17 protein-coding genes are annotated in these 19847 nt (G+C 72.4%); 9 read left to right on the forward strand and 8 right to left on the reverse strand.

All coding sequences use genetic code 11. The annotated features are described in order from the left end of the window. Positions 1-54: 54 nt before the first annotated feature. Together ACH9D2_RS05855 and ACH9D2_RS05860 are read right to left on the reverse strand one after the other, a co-directional pair. Complete coding sequence (locus ACH9D2_RS05855) at positions 55-579, reverse strand: Hsp20 family protein (protein ID WP_396361850.1); 525 nt, start codon at positions 577-579, stop codon at positions 55-57. Between the two features lie 118 nt (positions 580-697). After that, positions 698-1792: a Gfo/Idh/MocA family protein gene (locus ACH9D2_RS05860; protein ID WP_396361852.1), complete on the reverse strand. Its 1095-nt coding sequence runs from the start codon at positions 1790-1792 to the stop codon at positions 698-700. A 101-nt stretch (positions 1793-1893) separates the two neighbouring features. Between ACH9D2_RS05860 and ACH9D2_RS05865 the strand changes: the two genes are divergently transcribed. Then, the gene (locus ACH9D2_RS05865) at positions 1894-2475 is read left to right on the forward strand and encodes a TetR family transcriptional regulator (protein ID WP_396361853.1); all 582 of its coding nucleotides are present in this window, start codon (positions 1894-1896) and stop codon (positions 2473-2475) included. Between the two features lie 24 nt (positions 2476-2499). Here the strand turns inward: ACH9D2_RS05865 and ACH9D2_RS05870 are convergent, their stop codons facing one another. From ACH9D2_RS05870 to ACH9D2_RS05885, 4 genes are all read right to left on the reverse strand, one after another. After that, the gene (locus tag ACH9D2_RS05870; RefSeq protein ID WP_396361855.1) at positions 2500-3036 is read right to left on the reverse strand and encodes a gamma carbonic anhydrase family protein; all 537 of its coding nucleotides are present in this window, start codon (positions 3034-3036) and stop codon (positions 2500-2502) included. A 28-nt stretch (positions 3037-3064) separates the two neighbouring features. After that, complete coding sequence (locus ACH9D2_RS05875) at positions 3065-6388, reverse strand: beta-phosphoglucomutase family hydrolase (protein ID WP_396361856.1); 3324 nt, start codon at positions 6386-6388, stop codon at positions 3065-3067. 194 nt (positions 6389-6582) lie between these two features. Next, the gene (locus ACH9D2_RS05880) at positions 6583-8118 is read right to left on the reverse strand and encodes a HAMP domain-containing sensor histidine kinase (protein ID WP_396361858.1); all 1536 of its coding nucleotides are present in this window, start codon (positions 8116-8118) and stop codon (positions 6583-6585) included. A 24-nt stretch (positions 8119-8142) separates the two neighbouring features. Continuing rightward, on the reverse strand, positions 8143-8889 hold the full coding sequence (locus tag ACH9D2_RS05885; RefSeq protein WP_396361860.1) for a response regulator transcription factor: 747 nt from the start codon (positions 8887-8889) through the stop codon (positions 8143-8145). A 229-nt stretch (positions 8890-9118) separates the two neighbouring features. Between ACH9D2_RS05885 and ACH9D2_RS05890 the strand changes: the two genes are divergently transcribed. The 8 genes from ACH9D2_RS05890 (at position 9119) to ACH9D2_RS05925 (ending at position 16967) form a co-directional block, all read left to right on the forward strand. After that, on the forward strand, positions 9119-10345 hold the full coding sequence (locus tag ACH9D2_RS05890) for a heparan-alpha-glucosaminide N-acetyltransferase domain-containing protein (protein WP_396361861.1): 1227 nt from the start codon (positions 9119-9121) through the stop codon (positions 10343-10345). A gap of 34 nt (positions 10346-10379) precedes the next feature. Then, positions 10380-11666: a serine hydroxymethyltransferase gene (gene glyA, locus ACH9D2_RS05895; RefSeq protein ID WP_396361863.1), complete on the forward strand. Its 1287-nt coding sequence runs from the start codon at positions 10380-10382 to the stop codon at positions 11664-11666. A 2-nt stretch (positions 11667-11668) separates the two neighbouring features. Continuing rightward, positions 11669-12556: a bifunctional methylenetetrahydrofolate dehydrogenase/methenyltetrahydrofolate cyclohydrolase gene (locus ACH9D2_RS05900; protein WP_396361865.1), complete on the forward strand. Its 888-nt coding sequence runs from the start codon at positions 11669-11671 to the stop codon at positions 12554-12556. 125 nt (positions 12557-12681) lie between these two features. Then, positions 12682-13209, forward strand: coding sequence for a hypothetical protein (locus ACH9D2_RS05905; protein WP_396361867.1), 528 nt, complete (start codon positions 12682-12684; stop codon positions 13207-13209). 90 nt (positions 13210-13299) lie between these two features. Further along, entirely contained in the window at positions 13300-14136 is an 837-nt protein-coding gene (locus ACH9D2_RS05910) for an exodeoxyribonuclease III (protein ID WP_396361868.1), read from the forward strand. A 55-nt stretch (positions 14137-14191) separates the two neighbouring features. After that, positions 14192-15256, forward strand: a complete 1065-nt coding sequence (gene trpS, locus ACH9D2_RS05915) for a tryptophan--tRNA ligase (protein ID WP_396361870.1) — start codon at positions 14192-14194, stop codon at positions 15254-15256. 28 nt (positions 15257-15284) lie between these two features. Next, positions 15285-15848, forward strand: a complete 564-nt coding sequence (locus ACH9D2_RS05920) for a 2'-5' RNA ligase family protein (protein ID WP_396361871.1) — start codon at positions 15285-15287, stop codon at positions 15846-15848. 12 nt (positions 15849-15860) lie between these two features. Continuing rightward, the gene (locus ACH9D2_RS05925; protein WP_396361873.1) at positions 15861-16967 is read left to right on the forward strand and encodes a YhjD/YihY/BrkB family envelope integrity protein; all 1107 of its coding nucleotides are present in this window, start codon (positions 15861-15863) and stop codon (positions 16965-16967) included. A gap of 73 nt (positions 16968-17040) precedes the next feature. Here ACH9D2_RS05925 and ACH9D2_RS05930 read toward each other — a convergent pair whose 3' ends face one another. Both ACH9D2_RS05930 and sdhA read right to left on the reverse strand, forming a co-directional pair. Beyond that, positions 17041-18012: a succinate dehydrogenase iron-sulfur subunit gene (locus ACH9D2_RS05930; protein WP_396361874.1), complete on the reverse strand. Its 972-nt coding sequence runs from the start codon at positions 18010-18012 to the stop codon at positions 17041-17043. After that, positions 18012-19763, reverse strand: a complete 1752-nt coding sequence (sdhA, locus tag ACH9D2_RS05935) for a succinate dehydrogenase flavoprotein subunit (protein WP_396361876.1) — start codon at positions 19761-19763, stop codon at positions 18012-18014. Before sdhA ends, ACH9D2_RS05930 begins: the two co-directional genes overlap by 1 nt. Positions 19764-19847: the final 84 nt, after the last annotated feature.

Below are 19847 nucleotides of genomic sequence, written 5' to 3' on the forward strand. Positions count from 1 at the left end.
GCCCGCCGTCCTGGCGTCCCTGCCGGTGCGGGACCGCTCCCGGCCGGGACGGGCTCAGCCCTCGGTGGACTGGGTGGAGTCGGCGCCGTTGACGAGCTCGCCCTCGCCGATCACGCGGTCGCCGGAGTCCTCCCCGCCCTCGCCCAGGGCCTGCTGCTCGCCCTGGCCGGAGACCACCTGGATCTTGCGCGGCTTGGCCTGTGCCGAGACGGGGATCGTCACCGTGAGCACGCCGTTGTCGTAGTTCGCGGCGATGTTCTGGATGTCGATGCCCTGGCCCAGGTTGAGCTGGCGCACGAACGAGGAGCTCTGCCGCTCCCGGGTGATCCACTGGACGTCCTGGACCTCGGGCAGCTCCCGCTCCGCCCGGATGGTCAGCAGCTGGCCGTCGACGTCGACGTCGACGCTCTCCGGGTCGATGCCGGGCAGGTCCGCCCGCAGGATGTACTGGTCGCCGTCCCGGTACAGGTCCATGGGCATCTCGCGCAGGCCCTGCCGGGCGAACAGCGAAGCGGCGAGCCGGTCGAAATCGTTGAACGGGGTGAACATCGTGGCCACGTCAATCATCTCCTCAACCATATGAGCAATGTCTTCGACATTTAGTTGAGTCGAACCAACTCAACTGTTGATCATGATAGTTCCGCCCTCGGAGGTCTTCAACAGGTCCGGGCCCGCATCGCCCAGGGCGAACCGTCCGTCAGCGGACGTCGTGGGGGTACCGCACGCCGATCCGCTCCCGCACCCGGTCGAAGAGCTCCACGAGCTCGAGGGAGTCGGCCCACGGCATGACGGGGGACTCGAGCAGGCCGTGCTGCACGCAGCGGGTGGCCTCCCGCATCTCGAAGACGTATCCCGCGCCCGCCACGTCCACGTGCTCCACGACGGGGGTGCGGCCGCCGCGGGCGCCGCCGGCGGTCTGCAGCACCAGGGTGGTCGGGCAGTTGATCCGGCCGTCCACGCGCAGCCAGCCCTCCGTGCCGCTGATCGTCATCTGGTGGGGGACCGTGGAGGACAGGGTGCCGCTCACGTGGGCCCGGCCGTGCCCGAAGTCCAAGGTCAGGGCGGTGTCCAGGTCCACGTCCGTGGTGCCGAGCTCGGCCCGGGCGCTCCAGCGCTCCGGGGCTCCCAGCAGGGCGGAGGTCCAGGTCAGGGGGTAGACCATCATGTCCAGCAGCACCCCGCCGCCGTCCGCCCTCCGGAACAGCCGGTGGGCCGGGTCGAGGGGCCGGTGCATGCCGATGGACCCGTCGACCGAGCGCACCCGGCCCAGCCGGCCCTCCCGGACCCAGCGCATCGCCGTGCGGAAGCCGGGGGTCATGCGGGTCCAGACGGCCTCCATGAGGAAGACGCCGTGCTCGCGGGCCAGGCGGAACAGGTCCCGCACCTCCGCGGCGGTCATGGCGAGGGCCTTCTCGCACACCACGTGCTTGCCGGCCCTCAGCAGCGCCGAGACGTCCCGGTGGTGGTAGCCGTGCGGGGTGGCCACGTAGACGATCTCCACGTCCGGATCGGCCGCGAGACGGTCCAGGCCCGTGGTCGTGGCGGTGCTGCCGTAGGCTCGTTCCACCCCGTGCCGGCGGGCGAAGTCCTCGGCGCGGCCCTGGTCCCGCGAGCTCACGGCGACGAGCCGGGCGTCGGGCAGCGCCGCGATGTCCGGCACCACCTTCTCGGCGATGTCGGCGGTGCTGACCACGCCCCACCCGAGCGTGCGGCCCGTCGCGGTGCCGGGGTCGTCCAGGTGGGCCGCGTCGAGGGAGGCGGCGACGAACGGACTGAGGGTCTGGGCGGGCATGGGCGCATTCTGCCACGCCGCCCGGTGCTCCGCGCCCGGCACCTCGCCCCCGCCCCGGCGGCGCACCGATCGAACGACCGTTCGTGGCCTAGAGTGGTGCCGTGCCCCGGGTGAGCCAGCAGTACAAGGACGAGCGACGCCGCGAGATCGTGGCCGCCGCCAGCGCCTGCTTCCTGGAGCACGGCTTCGAGGGGGCGTCGATGCACCGCATCATCGCCGCCACGGGGCTGTCCGCGGGAGCGCTGTACAACCACTTCCCGAGCAAGCAGGAGCTCGTGGCGGCGGCCGCCCGCGCGGCCCTGGACAAAGTCCTCGAGGCCGCGGACGACGAGCCCGGCGCCGACCCCGCCGCGTGGGTCGTGGGGCTGCTGGAGCGGCTGGCCGCGGACCCCGCCACCACCCGCCTGCTGCTCATCACGTGGGGCGGGGCGGTGAGCGACCCCGGCCTGGCCGCGCTGGCCGGAGAGCACCTGGGGCGCGTGCGGGACCGGGTCGAGGAGCGCTACGGGCGCTGGGCGGTCGAGGACCTGGGGCTCGACGCCGACGCGGCACGGGAGTGGGCCGGGATGTTCGCCCAGGCCATCCTCTCGGTGCTGCAGGGCTGGGTGGTGCAGTCGTGCCTGCTGCCCGGCTTCGACCACGGGGCCTACCTGGACTACGCGCGCACCCTCGCGGCGCAGTGATCGGGTGACGGGGCGGGGGTCGGGTCAGGCGTTGAGCCGGCGGTGCTCGGCGGAGAGCTGCACGTAGGTCCTCGCGTTGGCGCGGACCTTCTCCTGCTCCTCCTGCATGAGCTCGCGCCGGACCTTGGCCGGCACCCCGGCCACCAGGGACCGGGGCGGCACCACGGTGCCCTCGAGGACGACGGCGCCCGCGGCGACCAGCGAGCCCGTGCCGATCACGGCGCCGTTGAGGACGGTCGCGTTCATCCCGACCAGGACCTCGTCCTCCACGGTGCAGCCGTGCACCACGGCGCCGTGGCCGACGCTCACGTCCGCGCCGATCGTGCAGGCGTGGCCGGGGTCCGAGTGGACCACCACGTTGTCCTGCAGGTTCGACCGCGCGCCCAGCCGGACGGGGGAGCGGTCCCCGCGCACCACGGCGCCGTAGAAGACCCCGGACTCCGGCCCGAGCTCGACGTCGCCCACGACCGTGGCGGTCGGGGCCACGAAGGCGGAGGAGTCGATCCGGGGCTCGTGCCCCGCGTGCGGGAGGACCAGGCCGGGCGTCGTGGAGTGTGCCATGGGCCCAGCCTAGCGGCGGCCCCGCGGCTCAGGCGCCCTGCCGGGTGACGGCCGGTCGCGCGGAACGCTGGTGCCCGTGCTGGAGGGCCACCCGGATCTTCTGGCCGCCCTTGAGCACGTACTCCGCGCCGTGCACGTGGATCGTGACGTCGTCCGCGCGGCGGGAGGCCCCCTCGAGCTCCAGGACGTGGTGGTCGATGCAGACCCGGATCACCTGCCCGCGGTACAGCACGGTGAACGTGAGCGTCGCCAGCTGGCTCGGCAGGGCCGGGTCGAACTCGAGCCACCCGCCCCGCACGCGCAGCCCCGCGTAGGCGCGGGTCACGACGTCGACGGAGCCGGCCATGGCCCCCAGGTGGATGCCCTCGCCCGTGGTCCCGCCCTGGGTGTCGTCGAGGTCGACCAGCAGGGCGTCCTGGAACGACGACCACGAACGGTCCGGGTGCAGCCACGCGAGCACCGAGGCGTTGACCACCCGGGAGAGGGAGGAGCCGTGCGAGGACCGCGCGATGTAGAAGTCGACGGTGCGCTCGATGGCGGCGTGGTCCACCTCGTAGCCCATCCGTCCGAGCTCCTCGACGAGACCGTCGGGACCGAAGAGGTAGACCAGCATGATCGTGTCGGCCTGCTTGGCCAGCTTGTAGTTGTTGGTCATGTCGCCCTCGTTCTCCAGCAGGAGGTCGAGGCGGCCGATGTTGCGGTACTTGGTCCGGTAGTACTCCCAGTCCAGCTCGTCGAGGTCGTCGTAGCCGTGGAACTGGCTGATGGTGCCGTCCGCGTTGAACGGCACGAACATCCGCTCGGCCATCCGCTGCCAGGTCCCGACCTCCTCGGCCGAGAGGTCGAAGCGCGCGGAGAGCTCCTCCCGCTGGTGCTCGACCATGTCGTTGAAGATGTGGGCGCTGTGCCGGAACAGCCAGGCCGCCAGCACGTTCGTGTAGGCGTTGTCCTTCAGGCCGCCGCCGTGCTGGCCGCGCGGGCCGTCGTGGTACTCGTCGGGGCCCATCACGCCGGCGATGTGGTAGCGGCCGTCCGCGGGGTCGTAGTCGGTGAGGGAAGCGAACAGGCGGGTGATCCCGACGATCAGCTCCGAGCCCTGTCCCGCCAGCCAGTCGATGTCACCGGTGGTCTCGTAGTAGATCCAGGCGTTGTACGCGATCGCGAGGCCCACGTGGAACTGCCGCCACGAGTTGTCCGGCAGCCACCGGTTGGAGTGGTGGTTGAACAGCTCCGGCGGGGTCTCCTCCCGGCCGTCCGAGCCCGACTGCCAGGGGAACGCCGCGCCCTCGAGCCCGAACTCGGTGGCCCGGTGCTTCGCCATGGCCAGCCGGCGCCACCGGTAGGAGAGCAGCGCGCGCGTCACCTGGGGCTGGTGCAGGTTGACCACGGGGAGGATGTAGAGCTCGTCCCAGAAGATGTGCCCCCGGTAGCCCTCGCCGTGCAGGCCCCGGGCCGGGACGCCGGCGTCGCGCAGGGACATGTGCGGCGCCAGGGTCTGGGCCACGTGGAACAGGTGCACCCGCAGCGCCAGCTGGGTCAGGCACAGCTCCCCGGTGCCGGCCTCCGGGTCCGGGCACACGTCCACGTCGAAGCGGTCCCACAGCAGCGACCACTCGATCTCGTGCGAGGGCAGCAGGCCCCGGACGCCGCTGGGGTTGCGGTCCAGCTCCGCGAGGGCGCCCTCACGGGGCGAGCCGATGGCCGCGTCGCGGCTCGTGACCACCGCCGTGGTCGAGTCGATGATCACCGGACGGCCGTCGGAGATGTTGACCTGGTGGCGGCGGAACTCGGTGCCGCCGGGGCGGATCTCGCGGCGCTCCCGGACGTTCTGGCCGCCCTCGATGGTGGTGCGCTGGGCCGTGGTGATCTCGATCTTCGACTGGGTGGTGCGCACGTGGGAGAGCAGGGTCTCGTGGTCGTCGGGCAGGGACGTCGACTCGAGGTCCACGAGGTGGTGGTCGTTGAGGTCCTGGTACTCCGCGACCCCGTTGTTGCGCACACTGGGGTCGATGCCCGTGCGCAGGTGCAGCCGCCCGGAGAACCCCCGGGCGGTCACGGTGGTCTCCTGCGCCCCCAGGTGGCGGAAGCGCAGCGACACGAGGCGGCGCTGGACGATCTCCAGCCGGGCGCGGGCGCCGTCCTCGCCCCGGTCGCCGTTGAGGTCGGTGAGGGTCAGGGACCGGATGAGCAGGCCGCGGCGCAGGTCGAGCTCGACCCGCTCGTCGGACGGGAGCAGCCCGCCCTCCGACCACCAGTCGCCGCCGGAAACCCGCAGGTCCAGGTGGGTCCAGTTGGGGGCGTTGACCATGGACTCGTGCTCGACGTCGCGGCCGCTCAGGTGGCTCACCACCCGATTGAAGACGCCGGCCAGGTAGTTGCCGGGGTAGTGCACCCCGTTGTCGGGGAACTCGCAGGCGGACCCGCGCACGCCCATGTAGCCGTTCGCCAGCGTCAGCAGGGTCTCCCGCCGGGCCTCGGTGGCCGGGTCGAAGCCCTCGAAGACCAGCTTCCAGGGGTCGTCGCGGCGGGTGCCGAGGTCGAGCTCGCCGACGTCGTTGAGCACGAGCGTGGCCCCCGCCCGGTACAGGTCGTTGCGCTCGCCGTGGCGGCGGATGCCCACCACCATGCCGAAGCCGCCGGCGGCCGCGGCCTGCACCCCGGAGACGGCGTCCTCCACCACCACGGACCGGGCCGGGTTCACCCCGAGCATCTTCGCGCAGGTCAGGAACGTGTCGGGCGCCGGCTTGCCGGGCAGCCCGTGCTCGGCGGCGAAGTGGCCGTCCACGATGATGTCGAAGGAGTCCTGGAGGCCGGCCGCCGCCAGCACGGGGACGCTGTTGCGGCTCGCGGTCACGAGGCCCACCGGCACCCCCGCCGTGCGCAGCCGCTCGATGAGCGCCACGGTCCGCTCGAAGACCCGCACGCCCTGGACCTGCAGGGCGTCCTGGAAGTAGGTGTTCTTCAGCACGGCCTGGCCCTGCACGGTCCACGCCCCCGGGGTCTCGTCGCCCTCGGGCAGGCGTGCGCCCCGGGCGGCGAGCAAGGAGCGGATGCCGTCCTCGCGCCGCCTTCCGTCCACGTAGTGGCGGTAGTCCGCGTCGGCGTCGAAGGGCCGCCGGTCCACCGTGGTGCCCTCCTCGGCGGGCTCGAGCCGGTCGTCGGCGAGGATCGCGTCGAAGAGGGTCTTCCAGGCCGCCGCGTGCACGGCGGCGGTGTCGGTGACCACCCCGTCCATGTCGAAGATCACGGCCTCGTGGGGGATGCGCAGCTGGTCGACCGCATGCGCAGGTTCGTCCGAGCTGTGGATGCGCGGCAGGGACGCAGTGAACGGGGCGGTGGGCAGTGCGTTCACGAGAGTTCCTCCGGAAGGTGGGTGCGGTTTCCGTGGCCCCCGGAACCGCACGGAGAAACCCCAGCAGACGGCACGCGACGGACCCCGGACGCGGCGTTGCGGTTTGGCACTGGAGCGGAGACGGCCGTCCGTGCCGACGGTTCCTGACCAGCTCATTAAACGGCCCGGGAGCCCCAGGGGCAAGCCGCGTCCGCTCAGCGGTCCGCCATCGGCAGCCGGACGGTGAACCTGGTGCTGCCCGGGAGGCTGCTGACGTCGATCCGCCCGTGGTGGGCGCGCACGATGGCCTCCACGATCGAGAGCCCGAGACCCGCCCCCCGGGAGGACCCGGCGCGGGAGTGGTCCTCCCGGGCGAAGCGGGCGAAGATGTGCTCGAGGAAGTCGGCGCCGATGCCGGGACCGTCGTCGCCCACGGCGAGCACGGCCTCGCCCCCGGTCTCCGGCCCGCGGCCGGGGCCGGTGCCGAGGGACGTCGTGACCGTCGTGCCGGCGGGTGTGTGCTGGTGGGCGTTGGCGAGCAGGTTGATGAGCACCTGGCGCAGCTGGGCCGGGTCGCCCCGGACGAGCACGGGCTCGTCGGGCAGCTCGAGGCGCCAGACGTGGCCGGGTGCCGCGACCCGGAGGTCGCTGACCGTCTCGACCACCAGCTCGAGCAGGTCGACGTCCTCGGTGACCACCGCCCGGCCCTCGTCCAGGCGCGCGAGCAGCAGCAGGTCCTCGACGAGCGCGGTCATCCGCGCCGCCTCGGACTCCACCCGGGACAGCGAGCTGCGGCCCTGCGGGCTCATCGGCTCCGAGAGCCGGATCAGCTCCGCGTAGCCGCGGATGCTGGCCAGCGGGGTGCGCAGCTCGTGGCTGGCGTCGGCCACGAACCGGCGCACGCGCGTCTCGCTGAGCTGGCGGGCGATGAGGGCGTGGCCGACGTTGTCCAGCATGCGCCCGAAGGCGTGGCCGAGCCGGCCCACCTCCGTGTCGGGGTGCGCGGCCGGCGCCACGGCCCCGACCGGGAGGACCACCTCCCCGTGGTCGAGGTCGAGCTCCGAGACCCGGGTCGCCACGTCGGAGAGCCGTTCCACGGGGCGCAGGGTGCGCCGGACGACGACGAGCCCGAGCAGCCCCGTGGCGGCGATGGCGCCGGTCGAGATCGCCGCGGTGCTCACCCCGAAGCTGCGCAGGGTGTCCTCCTTGTCGGCCAGCGGCAGACCGGTCAGCACGAGCCCCCAGTCCCACGGGTCGTCGACCACCAGCACGCGGTAGCCGCCCACGGCCAGCTCCACGTCCACGGGACCCCACTGCTCGCCCCCGTCCTCGTCCGACTCCGCGCCGAGCTCCGTCACGAGCTCCCCGATGCGCTGCCGGTCCGCGTCGGTCAGTTCCTGCCGTGTCCCGTCGGCCGCGAAGAGCCCGGCGCGCACCACCTCTCCGTCGACGATCCGGGCGTTGAGGGTGCCCGCGCCCTGCGCGGGGACCTCCATCATGGCCTCGAGCTCCTCCGAGGGCCCGGCGGCGGCCCGGACCCCGTGCTCGATCGCGCGGAAGGAGGCGTCCCGGACCTGGCGGTCCAGCTGCTCGCCCAGGGACACGTTGAGGGCCGCGAGGCCCAGGGCGCCCACGGCCGCGCAGGCGACGGTCAGCAGCGCCAGGACCGTCAGCAGCAGTTTGGTGCGCAGCTGCAGCGCCCGGCCGAGGCCGGCCCCCCGTGGCCGGGCGTCGGTGCCCTCGGTGCTCATCGGACGGTGCTCATCGGCGGGTGCTCACTCGGCCGGTTTGAGGACGTAGCCGGCGCCGCGCACCGTGTGGATCATGGGCGGGCGGCCGGCGTCGAGCTTCTTGCGCAGGTACGAGATGTAGAGCTCCACGACGTTGGTCTGGCCGCCGAAGTCGTAGCCCCAGACCTGCTCGAGGAGCTGCGGCTTGCTGAGCACCCGGCGCGCGTTCTCCATGAGGCAGCGCAGCAGGTCGAACTGGGTGGCGGTCAACGGGATCTCGTCGCCGCCGCGGTGGACCTCCCGGGTGTCCGCGTTGAGCACGAGGTCGCCCACGACCAGCTCCGCGGCGTCCGGGTGGGCGATGCCCGCGCGCTGCACCAGGCGGTGCAGCCGCAGCAGCAGCTCCTCCATGTCGAACGGTTTCGTCACGTAGTCGTCCCCGCCCGCCGCGAGGCCGGTGATGCGGTCCTCGGTGCTGTCCTTCGCGGTGAGGAACAGGGCCGGGACGGTGGGGGAGAAGGAGCGGATCCGCTCGAGCACCTCGACCCCGGAGCAGCCCGGGAGCATGACGTCCAGCACCAGCACGTCGGGCCGGAAGGCACGGGCCTCGACCACCGCGGCGTCGCCGTCGTGGGCGGAGCGCACCTGCCAGCCCAGCATCGACAGGCCCATGGACACCATCTGGGCCAGCAGCGGCTCGTCGTCGACGACGAGGGCGCGCACCGGTGCGCCGTCGGGGTGCCGCAGTCGGGGGAGGTCCACGGCGGTGGGCCGCTGCACGGGCTCGGTCACGGGGGCTCCCTCCTCGTCCCCGCCGGCGGCGCCGGCGTCCTCGGACCGTCCTCAGCGTAGCGCCGGACCCGGCCCCCGCTCCTTCGCGGAGGCACTTCACAGGCACGGCACAGGAAGCCGATAAGAGCGCCACATCCCCGTCTGCTGGAGTGGACCCGGAAGCCGGGCCCGGGCGCCCGCACCCTGCGGGCAGGAGCCCGCAGGGCGTCACGAGAGGGGAACCACCGTCATGCTGCACACCCACCACCCGGTCGGGGATGCCCGGACCGCGGAGCCGTCGGCGGGCGCTCGCGCCGGCCGGCGCCTGGTCGGGATCGACGCGGCCCGCGGGCTCGCCCTGCTCGGCATGGTCTCGGTGCACATCCTGCCGGCCTGGGACCCGCAGACCTTCGAGGCCACCGCCCAGTGGACGCTGTTCTCCGGCCGGGCCGCCGCCCTGTTCGCACTGCTCGCCGGAGTGGGGCTGGCCCTCGGTTCGGGCGGGACCCGGGTGCACGAGGGCCGGCGGATGACCGCCGACCGGGCGGGACTGCTCGTGCGCGCGGTGCTCGTCGCCGTGCTGGGTCTGCTGATCAACCAGCTGTCACCGGGCGATCCGCCCGCCTACAACATCCTGGTCTACTACGGCATGTTCTTCCTGCTCGCCCTGCCCTTCCTGCACCTGTCCGTGCGTGCCCTGCTCGCCTGGGCGGCGGCGCTCGCCGTGCTCGGGCCCGTGCTGGTGCACTCGCTGGGGCCCGTCCTGCCCGTGTTCGGCGTCTACAACCCCGGCTTCGCCGAGGTCCTCACCGAGCCGGGCACCACCCTCGCCCAGCTGCTCGTGACCGGCTCGTACCCGGGGCTCACCTACCTCGTCTACCTCCTGGCGGGCATGGCCCTGGGGCGGCTGGACCTCTCGGCCGCGCGCACGCAGATCGGCCTGCTGCTCGGCGGGGCCGCGCTCGCGGCGGCGTCCGCCGTCACCTCCTGGCTGCTGCTGCACCCCCTCGGCGGGATCGAGCGGCTGCTCGCCGCGAGCCCCTTCCTGGGCCGGGAGGACGTCCGGGACGTCCTCGTGTACGGCCCGGACCCCGTCCTGCCCACGTCCACCTGGTGGTGGCTGGCCGTGACCGGCCCGCACACCAACACCCCGCCGGCCCTGCTGAGCGGCGTGGGCACGGGCGTCCTCGTGCTCGGCCTGTGCCTCCTGGTGGCCCGCCGGGCCCAGCACGTGCTGCTGCCGCTGGTCGCGGCCGGCTCGATGACCCTGACCCTGTACTCGGCGCACCTGCTCGGCCTCTTCCTGGAGCTGCACTACGAGCAGCCGGTGCTGTGGTTCCTCGTGCACGTCCTGGTGGGCACCGTCCTCGCCGTCCTCTGGCGCCGGGCCCGGGGGCAGGGACCCCTCGAGCGGCTCGTCGGCCGCTCCGCGCACGCCGGACAGGACCTGGTGCTGCGCCATCGCCTAAACTCGTAGACGGTCCACCCAGGTCCCCGACTTCAGGAGCGGCATGTCCACGAGCACGTCCCCGTCCGTCACCAACCAGCCCCTCGCCGAGGTCGATCCGGAGATCGCGGCGGCCATCGCCGACGAGCTCGGACGCCAGCGCGGCACCCTCGAGATGATCGCCTCGGAGAACTTCGCCCCCCGGGCGGTCCTCGAGGCGCAGGGCTCGGTGCTGACGAACAAGTACGCCGAGGGCTATCCCGGGCGCCGCTACTACGGCGGCTGCGAGTTCGTCGACGTGGTCGAGAACCTCGCGCGGGACCGGGCCACGGCCCTGTTCGGCGCCGAGCACGCCAACGTGCAGCCGCACTCCGGCGCCCAGGCCAACACGGCCGTCATGCAGGCGCTCATGACCCCCGGCGACAAGCTGATGGGCCTCTCCCTGGCCCACGGCGGCCACCTCACGCACGGGATGAAGCTCAACGTCTCCGGCAAGCTCTACGAGATCGCCGCCTACGAGGTCGACCCCGACACCTACACCATCGACATGGACAAGGTGCGGGAGCAGGCCCTCGCCGAGCGCCCGCAGGTCATCGTGGCCGGCTGGTCCGCCTACTCGCGGGAGCTGGACTTCGAGGCGTTCCGCTCGGTCGCCGACGAGGTCGGGGCGAAGCTGTGGGTGGACATGGCCCACTTCGCGGGCCTCGTGGCCGCGGGCCTGCACGCCAACCCCGTGCCGCACGCCCACGTGGTGACCTCCACCGTGCACAAGACCCTCGCGGGGCCCCGCTCCGGCGTGATCCTCACCACGGGCGAGCTCAAGAAGAAGATCGACTCCGCCGTCTTCCCGGGCCAGCAGGGCGGACCCCTCATGCACGCCATCGCGGGCAAGGCCGTGGCCTTCAAGATCGCGGCCACCGAGGAGTTCCGCACCCGCCAGGAGCGCACCGTCGAGGGCGCCCGCATCCTCGCCGAGCGCCTCGGCGCCGACGACGTGGCCCAGGCCGGGGTCTCCGTGCTGACCGGCGGCACCGACGTGCACCTGGTCCTGGTGGACCTGCGCCACTCCGAGCTGGACGGGAAGCAGGCCGAGGACCTGCTGCACCAGGCCGGGATCACCGTCAACCGCAACGCCGTGCCGTGGGACCCGCGCCCGCCGATGGTCACCTCCGGGCTGCGGATCGGCACCCCGGCGCTGGCCACCCGGGGCTTCGGCACCGCGCAGTTCGAGGAGGTCGCCGAGATCATCGCCACCGCCCTCAAGCCCGCGGCCGACGTCCCCGCCCTCCGGGCCCGCGTGGACCGGCTGGCCGAGGACTTCCCGCTCTACGACGGACTCGAGGAGTGGTGAGCGTGGGTGCGCAGGTCCTCGACGGGCGGGCGGCCTCCGCCGCCATCAAGGCCGAGCTCGCCGAACGCGTCGCCGTGCTGGCGGAGCGCGGGATCACCCCCGGTCTCGGCACGGTGCTGGTGGGCGACGACCCCGCCTCGCACTCCTACGTGGGAGGCAAGCACAAGGACTGCGCCGAGATCGGCATCTCCTCGATCCGCCGCGACCTGCCCTCGGACGTCTCCCAGGCGGAGCTCGAGCGGGTCCTCGACGAGCTCAACGCGGACCCCGCGTGCACCGGCTACATCGTCCAGCTGCCGCTGCCGGACCAGATCGACACCAACGCGATCCTCGAGCGCATCGACCCGGACAAGGACGCCGACGGGCTGCACCCGACCAACCTCGGCCGCCTCGTGCTCAACGTCTCCGAGCCGATGGCCTCCCCGCTGCCCTGCACGCCCAACGGGGTGGTCGAGCTGCTGCGCCGGCACGACGTGGACCTCGCGGGCCGGCACGTGCTCGTCGTGGGCCGCGGAGTGACCGTCGGACGGCCGATCGGACTGCTGCTGACCCGCAAGGAGATCAACGCCACGGTCACCCTCGCGCACACCGGCACGGGAAACCTCGACGAACTGCTGGCCCAGGCCGACGTCGTCGTGGCCGCAGCCGGGCGACCGCACATGATCACCGCCGACAGCCTCAAGGACGGCGTCGTGCTCCTCGACGTCGGGGTCTCCCGGGTGGAGGACCCGGAGACGGGGAAGAAGAAGCTCACCGGCGACATCGACCCGGCCGCCGCGCAGAAGGCCTCCTGGATGTCGCCGAACCCCGGCGGGGTGGGGCCCATGACCCGGGCCATGCTGCTGCTCAACGTCGTGGAGACCGCGGAGCGGCACGCCGGCATCCGCTGAGCACCGTCCACCGCGGCACGCCCCCGGAGCCCCGGCCCCGGGGGCGTCGCCGTCGCCCGGCACCGCGCCGGGAGGGTGCCCGCGCCGGTTCGTGGCCCGGCCCCGGATTTGAGACAATGGGGACCATGCGCTCCCTCGGATCCTCGACCCCGTCCACCTCCCCGGCCGCCGAGCCCGGCGGCCGCGCCGCCCGGTGGGGCACGGTGATCGGACTGGCCGTGCTCGTGGTCATCTTCGTGGTGGCGCTGCTGCAGGCCGCGAACGCGAACTCGTGGCTGGGCTGGACGCTCGCCGGCATCGCCCTCGGCTGGCTGCTGCTCGCCACCTGGGTGGTGCTCATGGTCCGCAAGGCCGCCCGGTTCGGCCGGCGGCAGGTGGACGAGGCCCGGGAGCAGATGCGCACCGGCTCCGGCCGTGCCCCCGCCGCCACCCGCTCCGGCGCCGCGGACTCCATGCGGGACGAGAAGCTCTCCCACAGCTTCCAGATCGTCCTGGTCCAGTCCAAGGTGATCAAGCAGGAGCTCGCCGCGCTGCCGGTCGAGGGCCCCGAGCGCGAGGCGCTGGACCGCGCCCTCGACACGATCGACGTCACGGCCGGCAATGGGATGAGCATGCTGCGCCAGGACCCCCTCAGCGGCACCGTGGTCGACTGACGCCCCTCCGCCCCGAAGCACGCCCCCTCCCAGCACGAACCCACCAGCACGACCCCCGTTCGCCACCACCCGGAAGCCAGGTGCCCCCGCATGTCCCGCCCCGAGAACGTCCTGCGCGTCGCCACCGTCAACGTCAACGGCATCCGCGCCGCCTACAAGCGCGGCATGGCCGACTGGCTGACCGGCCGCGACGTCGACATCCTGTGCCTGCAGGAGGTCCGCGCCCCCGACAGGATCGTCCGGGAGCTGCTCGACGAGCAGGTGTGGGACGTGCACCACGCCGAGGCGGCCGACAAGGGCCGGGCCGGCGTGGCCGTGGCCACCCGCCGCGACGCCCGTGGCGGGACGCTGCTGCCCACGGCCCGGCGCGGCTCCATCGGCCACGAGCACTTCGAGACCTCGGGCCGGTGGGTCGAGACCGAGCACGCCCTGGCCGACGGCACCACGCTGACCGTGGTCTCGGCCTACGTCCACTCCGGGGAGGTCGGCACCCCCCGCCAGGACGACAAGTACCGCTTCCTCGACGTCATGACCGAGCGGCTGCCCGAGCTCGCCCGCGGCAGCGACCACGTGCTCGTGGTCGGCGACCTCAACGTGGGGCACACCGAGCTCGACATCAAGAACTGGAAGGGCAACGTCAAGAACGCCGGCTTCCTGCCCGAGGAGCGGGCCTACTTCGACCGCTTCTTCGGCGAGCACGGGTACAAGGACGTCGCCCGAGAGCTGGCCGGACCGGTCCCCGGGCCGTACACGTGGTGGTCCTACCGCGGCAAGGCCTTCGACACCGACGCCGGGTGGCGCATCGACTACCACATGGCGACCCCGGGGCTCGCAGCCCTGGCCGTGACCGCCGTGGTGGACCGTGCCCCCAGCTACGACACCCGCTTCTCCGACCACGCGCCCGTGGTCGTCGACTACCAGCTCTGACCCCGTTCCCGTTCCGCGCCCCACCCGCGCACGCCCGATCGAAGGACCCCGCACCGTGACCCCTGAGCCCGTACCGTTCGACGTCCCCACCGACTCCGGCAAGCCCCGTGTCGTCTCGGGGGTGCAGCCCTCGGCGGACTCCCTGCACCTCGGCAACTACGTGGGGGCCGTGCGCAACTGGGTGGACCTGCAGGACGAGTCCGAGTGCGTGTTCTTCGTCGCCGACCTGCACGCCGTCACCGCCGAGCAGGACCCGGCCACACTGGCCCGGCGGACCCGCGTCACGGCGGCCCAGTACATCGCCGCGGGCATCGACCCCGAGCGCTCCACCCTGCTGGTGCAGTCCCACGTGCCCGAGCACGCGCAGCTGGCGTGGGCGCTCAACTGCATCACGGGCTTCGGCGAGGCGTCCCGGATGACCCAGTTCAAGGACAAGTCCGCCAAGCAGGGCGCCGAGAACGCCACGGTCGGCCTGTTCGCCTACCCGGTGCTCATGGCCGCGGACATCCTGATCTACCAGGCCCACCAGGTGCCCGTGGGCGAGGACCAGCGCCAGCACCTCGAGCTGACCCGCAATCTCGCCCAGCGGTTCAACACCCGGTTCGGGGACACGTTCGTGGTCCCGGACCCGAAGATCCTCGCCGAGTCCGCCAAGATCTACGACCTGCAGAACCCCACCGCCAAGATGTCCAAGTCCGCCGCGTCGGAGAACGGGCTGATCCGGCTGCTGGACCCGGCCAAGAAGAACGCGAAGAAGATCAAGTCGGCCGTCACCGACGACGGCACCGAGATCCGCTTCGACCGCGACGCGAAGCCGGGCATCGCCAACCTGCTCACCATCTACTCGGCGCTCACGGGCCGGTCCGTGGACGACGTGGTGGGGGAGTACGAGGGGAAGCTGTACGGCCACCTCAAGGTGGGACTGGCCGAGGTGGTCACCGAGACGCTGGACCCCATCCAGGCGCGAGCCCACGCGCTGCTGGACGACCCGGCGGAACTGGACCGCCTCCTGGCCCGGGGTGCCGAGAAGGGCCGGGAGATCACCGTCCGGACCCTGGAGGGGGTCTACGGCCGGATGGGCTTCCTGCCGCGTCTGGGCGGGTCCGGGGGGCTGGGCTAGGCTGGGTCCCGTCCTGTGAGGAGTTGAGTTGACCCGTACGCAGCAGTCCCCCACCATCCGCCCCGGCCAGGTGTACGCGGGCGTGGTGATCGAGCTGCCCGAGCCCGTGGGCCGGGAGCTGCAGGACTGGCGCGCGTCCTTCGGGGACCCCGCCTCCTACGCCGTGCCGGCGCACATCACGCTGATGATCGCCCCGCAGGCGGAGCGCTGGGCGGACGTCGTGGAGCGGGTCCGCTCCGTGGCCCGCGACTGGGAGCCCTTCCGGGTGGAGATCAACGGGACCGGCACGTTCCGCCCCGTGAGCCCGGTGGTCTACCTGCGCATCCAGGAGGGCGAGGAGCAGTGCCGGGCGCTGCACGAGGCCCTGCACGAGGAGCAGCTCGTCTCGGCGTCCCCCTTCGAGTTCCACCCCCACGTCACGATCGCCCAGTCGGTGGAGGAGGAGGACCTCGACCGGGCGCAGGACATGCTGCGGACCTACCGCGCCGGGTTCCTCGTGGACCGGATCGGCCTCTACGAGCTCGACGGCCTCGGCGTCTGGAAGATCCGCGAGGAGTTCCCCTTCGCGGGTCGCGACCGCGACCGGCCCTGAGCCGCCCCGGCCATGAGCACCCGCGCCGGTCCCCGCGCCGGTCCCGCCCCGGAGCTGCCGCCCCGCGCGGTCGACCGGCACGGCATGCGGCGCGAGGCCCTGCGCCAGCGGGCGCTGCTGCGCGAGAAGCGGGCCGAGGGAGCCGGCGCCCTCGGGGTCGCCGGCTCGGCGCTCGGTGCGGCGCTCGCCGAGGTGTACCGCCGGATGCCGGTCCGCGTGGTGCTCCACTACCTCTTCCACGGCGGCCCGCTGATGGCGGCCGGCCTGTCCTTTGTGCTGATCTTCGCGTCCACCGCCCTGCTGGTGATGGGCTTCTCCGTGATCGGCGTCTTCCTCGGCAACGACCCCGTGGTGCGCGACGCCGTGGTGCAGGCCGTGACCGACCGCGTGCCCGGCCTGCTCGACACCGGGAGCGGGGGAGTGGTCCCCCTGGAGCTGCTCGAGGACACGCGGCCCTTCACCCTCGCCACGGTGATCGGCGGCGCGGTCCTGTTCTTCGCCGGCTGGCGCTGGGTCTCCGGGGTGCGGCTCGCGTTCCGCCGGCTCTTCGAGGTGCCCCCGGCGCAGGGCCTGCCCATCGCCGCCGTGCCGCGCGACCTGCTGGGCCTGCTCGTGCTGGGCGTGCTGCTCGCGCTCTCGGTCGTGGCCAACGGCGCGGCCTCGGGGTTCCTGGGCTTCCTGCTCGACACCGCCGGGGAGCTCGGCTGGGGCAGCGGACCCGACTGGATGCGCACCGGGCTGACGTGGGCGCTGAGCACCCTGCTCGTCGTCGTGCTGGACGCGCTGTTCGCCCTCGAGCTCGTGCGGGGCGTCGCCGGGCTGCGGATCACCCGCCGCGCCCTGTTCGTCACGGTGCTCGCCGCGGCGGCCGGCAACTTCGCGCTGCGCTACATCGGGGGCGCGGTCATCGCCGGGGCCACCACCAACCCGTACCTGCTCTCGGTGGCGCTGGTGGTCGGCGTGCTGCTGTGGTTCTACCTGTTCAACCAGATCCTGCTGTTCTCGGCGGCGATCGGGGCGATCGTGCACGCCGACCAGCGCGGCGGGCGGGTGCACCCCGACGGCGAGAACGTGGCCATCACCGTGGTGCCCATGGCCTCCCTGCCCGGACGCCGCTGAACTCCCGTCCTGCACGGACGACGGCGGCCCGCCCCCCGTGCAGTGGGCGGGCCGCCGGGGCCTCGGGGCACGCTCACATGGAGCGGCTCAGGATGGCGTTCTTGACCTCGGCGATGGCCTTCGTGACCTGGATGCCGCGCGGGCACGCCTCGGTGCAGTTGAAGGTCGTGCGGCAGCGCCACACGCCCTCCTTGTCGTTGAGGATCTCCAGGCGCAGGTCCCCGGCGTCGTCGCGGGAGTCGAAGATGAACCGGTGCGCGTTGACGATCGCCGCGGGCCCGAAGTACTGGCCGTCGGTCCAGAACACGGGGCACGACGACGTGCACGCGGCACACAGGATGCACTTGGTGGTGTCGTCGAAGCGCGCCCGGTCCTCCTGGGACTGGTAGCGCTCCATGGTCGGCTCGTTGCCGCCGGCCACCAGGAACGGCATGATCTCGCGGTAGGACTGGAAGAACGGCTCCATGTCCACGATCAGGTCCTTCTCGCACGGCAGGCCCTTGATGGGCTCCACCGTGACGGGCTTGGACAGGTCGAGGTCCTTGAGCAGCACCTTGCAGGCGAGACGGTTCTGGCCGTTGATGCGCATGGCGTCCGAACCGCACACGCCGTGGGCGCAGGAGCGGCGGAACACCAGCGTGCCATCGATCTCCCACTTGACCTTGTGCAGGGCGTCCAGCACGCGGTCGGTGCCGTACATGGTGAGCTTGAACTCGTCCCAGCGGACCTCGTCGGAGACCTCCGGGTTGTAGCGGCGGATCTGCAGGGTGAGGTCGAAGGTCGGGATCTCCTGGCTGCCCTGCTGCTCCTCGGGAAGCTCCACGCGGGAGGCGGGCTCCCCGCCGTCGGCGTTCTCGGCGGCGGGGTCCACGGCCGGTGCCTCGGCCTCGTTGCGCTCGTCGACGGACCCGGCGTCCGCGTCGGTCTTGTAGCCGGCGCGGTCGTCCTGGTCGTGGCCCGGGGCGTGGCCGTGCTCGGGAGCGCGGTCCTGCGGGTCGTCGTTGCGGCCGTCCTCGGGCCGGTCGGGAGTGTGTGCGGTAGACATCAGTACTTACGCTCCATGGGCTCGTAGCGGGTGAAGATGACGGGCTTCGTCTCCTGCCGGATCCCCGCGGTGGGGGAGGAGGGGTCGAGATAGACCATCGAGTGCTTCATGAAGTTGTCGTCGTCGCGATCCGGGAAGTCCTCCCGGAAGTGCCCGCCGCGGGACTCGGTGCGGTGCAGGGCGGCCACGGTCATGACCTTCGCGAGCTGCAGGAGGAAGCCGAGCTCCACGGCCTCGAGCAGGTCCAGGTTGAAGCGCTTGCCCTTGTCCTGGATGGAGATGTTCGCGTACCGGGCCTCCAGGGCGGCGATGTCGTCCAGCGCGGCCTGCAGGGTCTCGGCGGTACGGAACACCTGGACGTTGAGGTCCATGGAGTCCTGCAGGTCCTTGCGGATCGCGGCGACCTTCTCGGTGCCGGTGCCGTTGCGGGCGTTGTCGAGCAGCGCCTCGGTGCCGTCCAGGGCGGTGTCCGGGACGGGCACGAACTCGGCCTGCTGCGCGTACTCGGCCGCGTAGATGCCGGCGCGCTTGCCGAACACGTTGATGTCCAGCAGCGAGTTGGTGCCCAGGCGGTTGGAGCCGTGCACGGACACGCAGGCGACCTCGCCCGCGGCGTACAGGCCCGGGACCACGTTCTCGTTGTCCTGGAGGACCTCGGCCTTGATGTTGGTCGGGATGCCGCCCATGGCGTAGTGGCAGGTCGGGAACACCGGGACGGGCTCGGTGTAGGGCTCCACGCCCAGGTACGTGCGGGCGAACTCCGTGATGTCGGGCAGCTTCGCGTCGATGTGCGCCGGCTCGAGGTGCGTGAGGTCGAGCAGCACGTAGTCCTTGTTCGGCCCGGCGCCGCGGCCCTCTCGCACCTCGTTGGCCATGGAGCGGGCCACGATGTCGCGGGGGGCGAGGTCCTTGATGGTCGGGGCGTAGCGCTCCATGAACCGCTCGCCGTCGGCGTTGCGCAGGATCCCGCCCTCGCCGCGGGCCGCCTCGGAGACGAGGATGCCCAGCCCGGCCAGGCCGGTCGGGTGGAACTGGATGAACTCCATGTCCTCGAGGGGCAGGCCGTTGCGGAACGCGATCGCCATGCCGTCGCCGGTGAGGGTGTGGGCGTTGGAGGTCGTCTTGAAGACCTTCCCGGCACCGCCGGAGGCGAAGACCACGGACTTGGCCTGGAAGACGTGCAGCTCCCCGGAGGCGAGGTCGTAGGAGACGACGCCGGCGACGCGGCGCTGACCGTCCACCTCGGTCATGATCAGGTCCAGGACGTAGTACTCGTTGAAGAACTCCACGTTGTGCTTGATGCAGTTCTGGTACAGCGTCTGGAGGATCATGTGGCCGGTGCGGTCCGCGGCGTAGCAGGCGCGGCGCACGGGGGCCTTGCCGTGGTCCCGGGTGTGGCCGCCGAAGCGGCGCTGGTCGATCTTGCCCTCGGGGGTGCGGTTGAACGGCAGGCCCATCTTCTCGAGGTCCAGGACGGCGTCGATGGCCTCCTTGGCCATCACCTCGGCGGCGTCCTGGTCGACCAGGTAGTCACCGCCCTTGATGGTGTCGAACGTGTGCCACTCCCAGTTGTCCTCCTCGACGTTGGCGAGGGCGGCGCACATGCCGCCCTGCGCCGCGCCGGTGTGGGAACGCGTGGGGTACAGCTTGGTCAGTACGGCAGTGCGGGAGCGCTGACCGGCCTCGATGGCGGCGCGCATACCGGCACCACCGGCGCCGATGATGACCACGTCGTACTTGTGAACCTGCATACCGGTAGTTCTTTCTGTTGGGTGTTCAGTCAGATGTGCTGGGGTCCGGTCGCCTGTGACCGGACGGCGGAGGCGGCCCGCCGC

The sequence above is a fragment of the Kocuria rhizosphaericola genome (assembly GCF_044462205.1).
Lineage (GTDB): Bacteria > Actinomycetota > Actinomycetes > Actinomycetales > Micrococcaceae > Kocuria > Kocuria rhizosphaericola.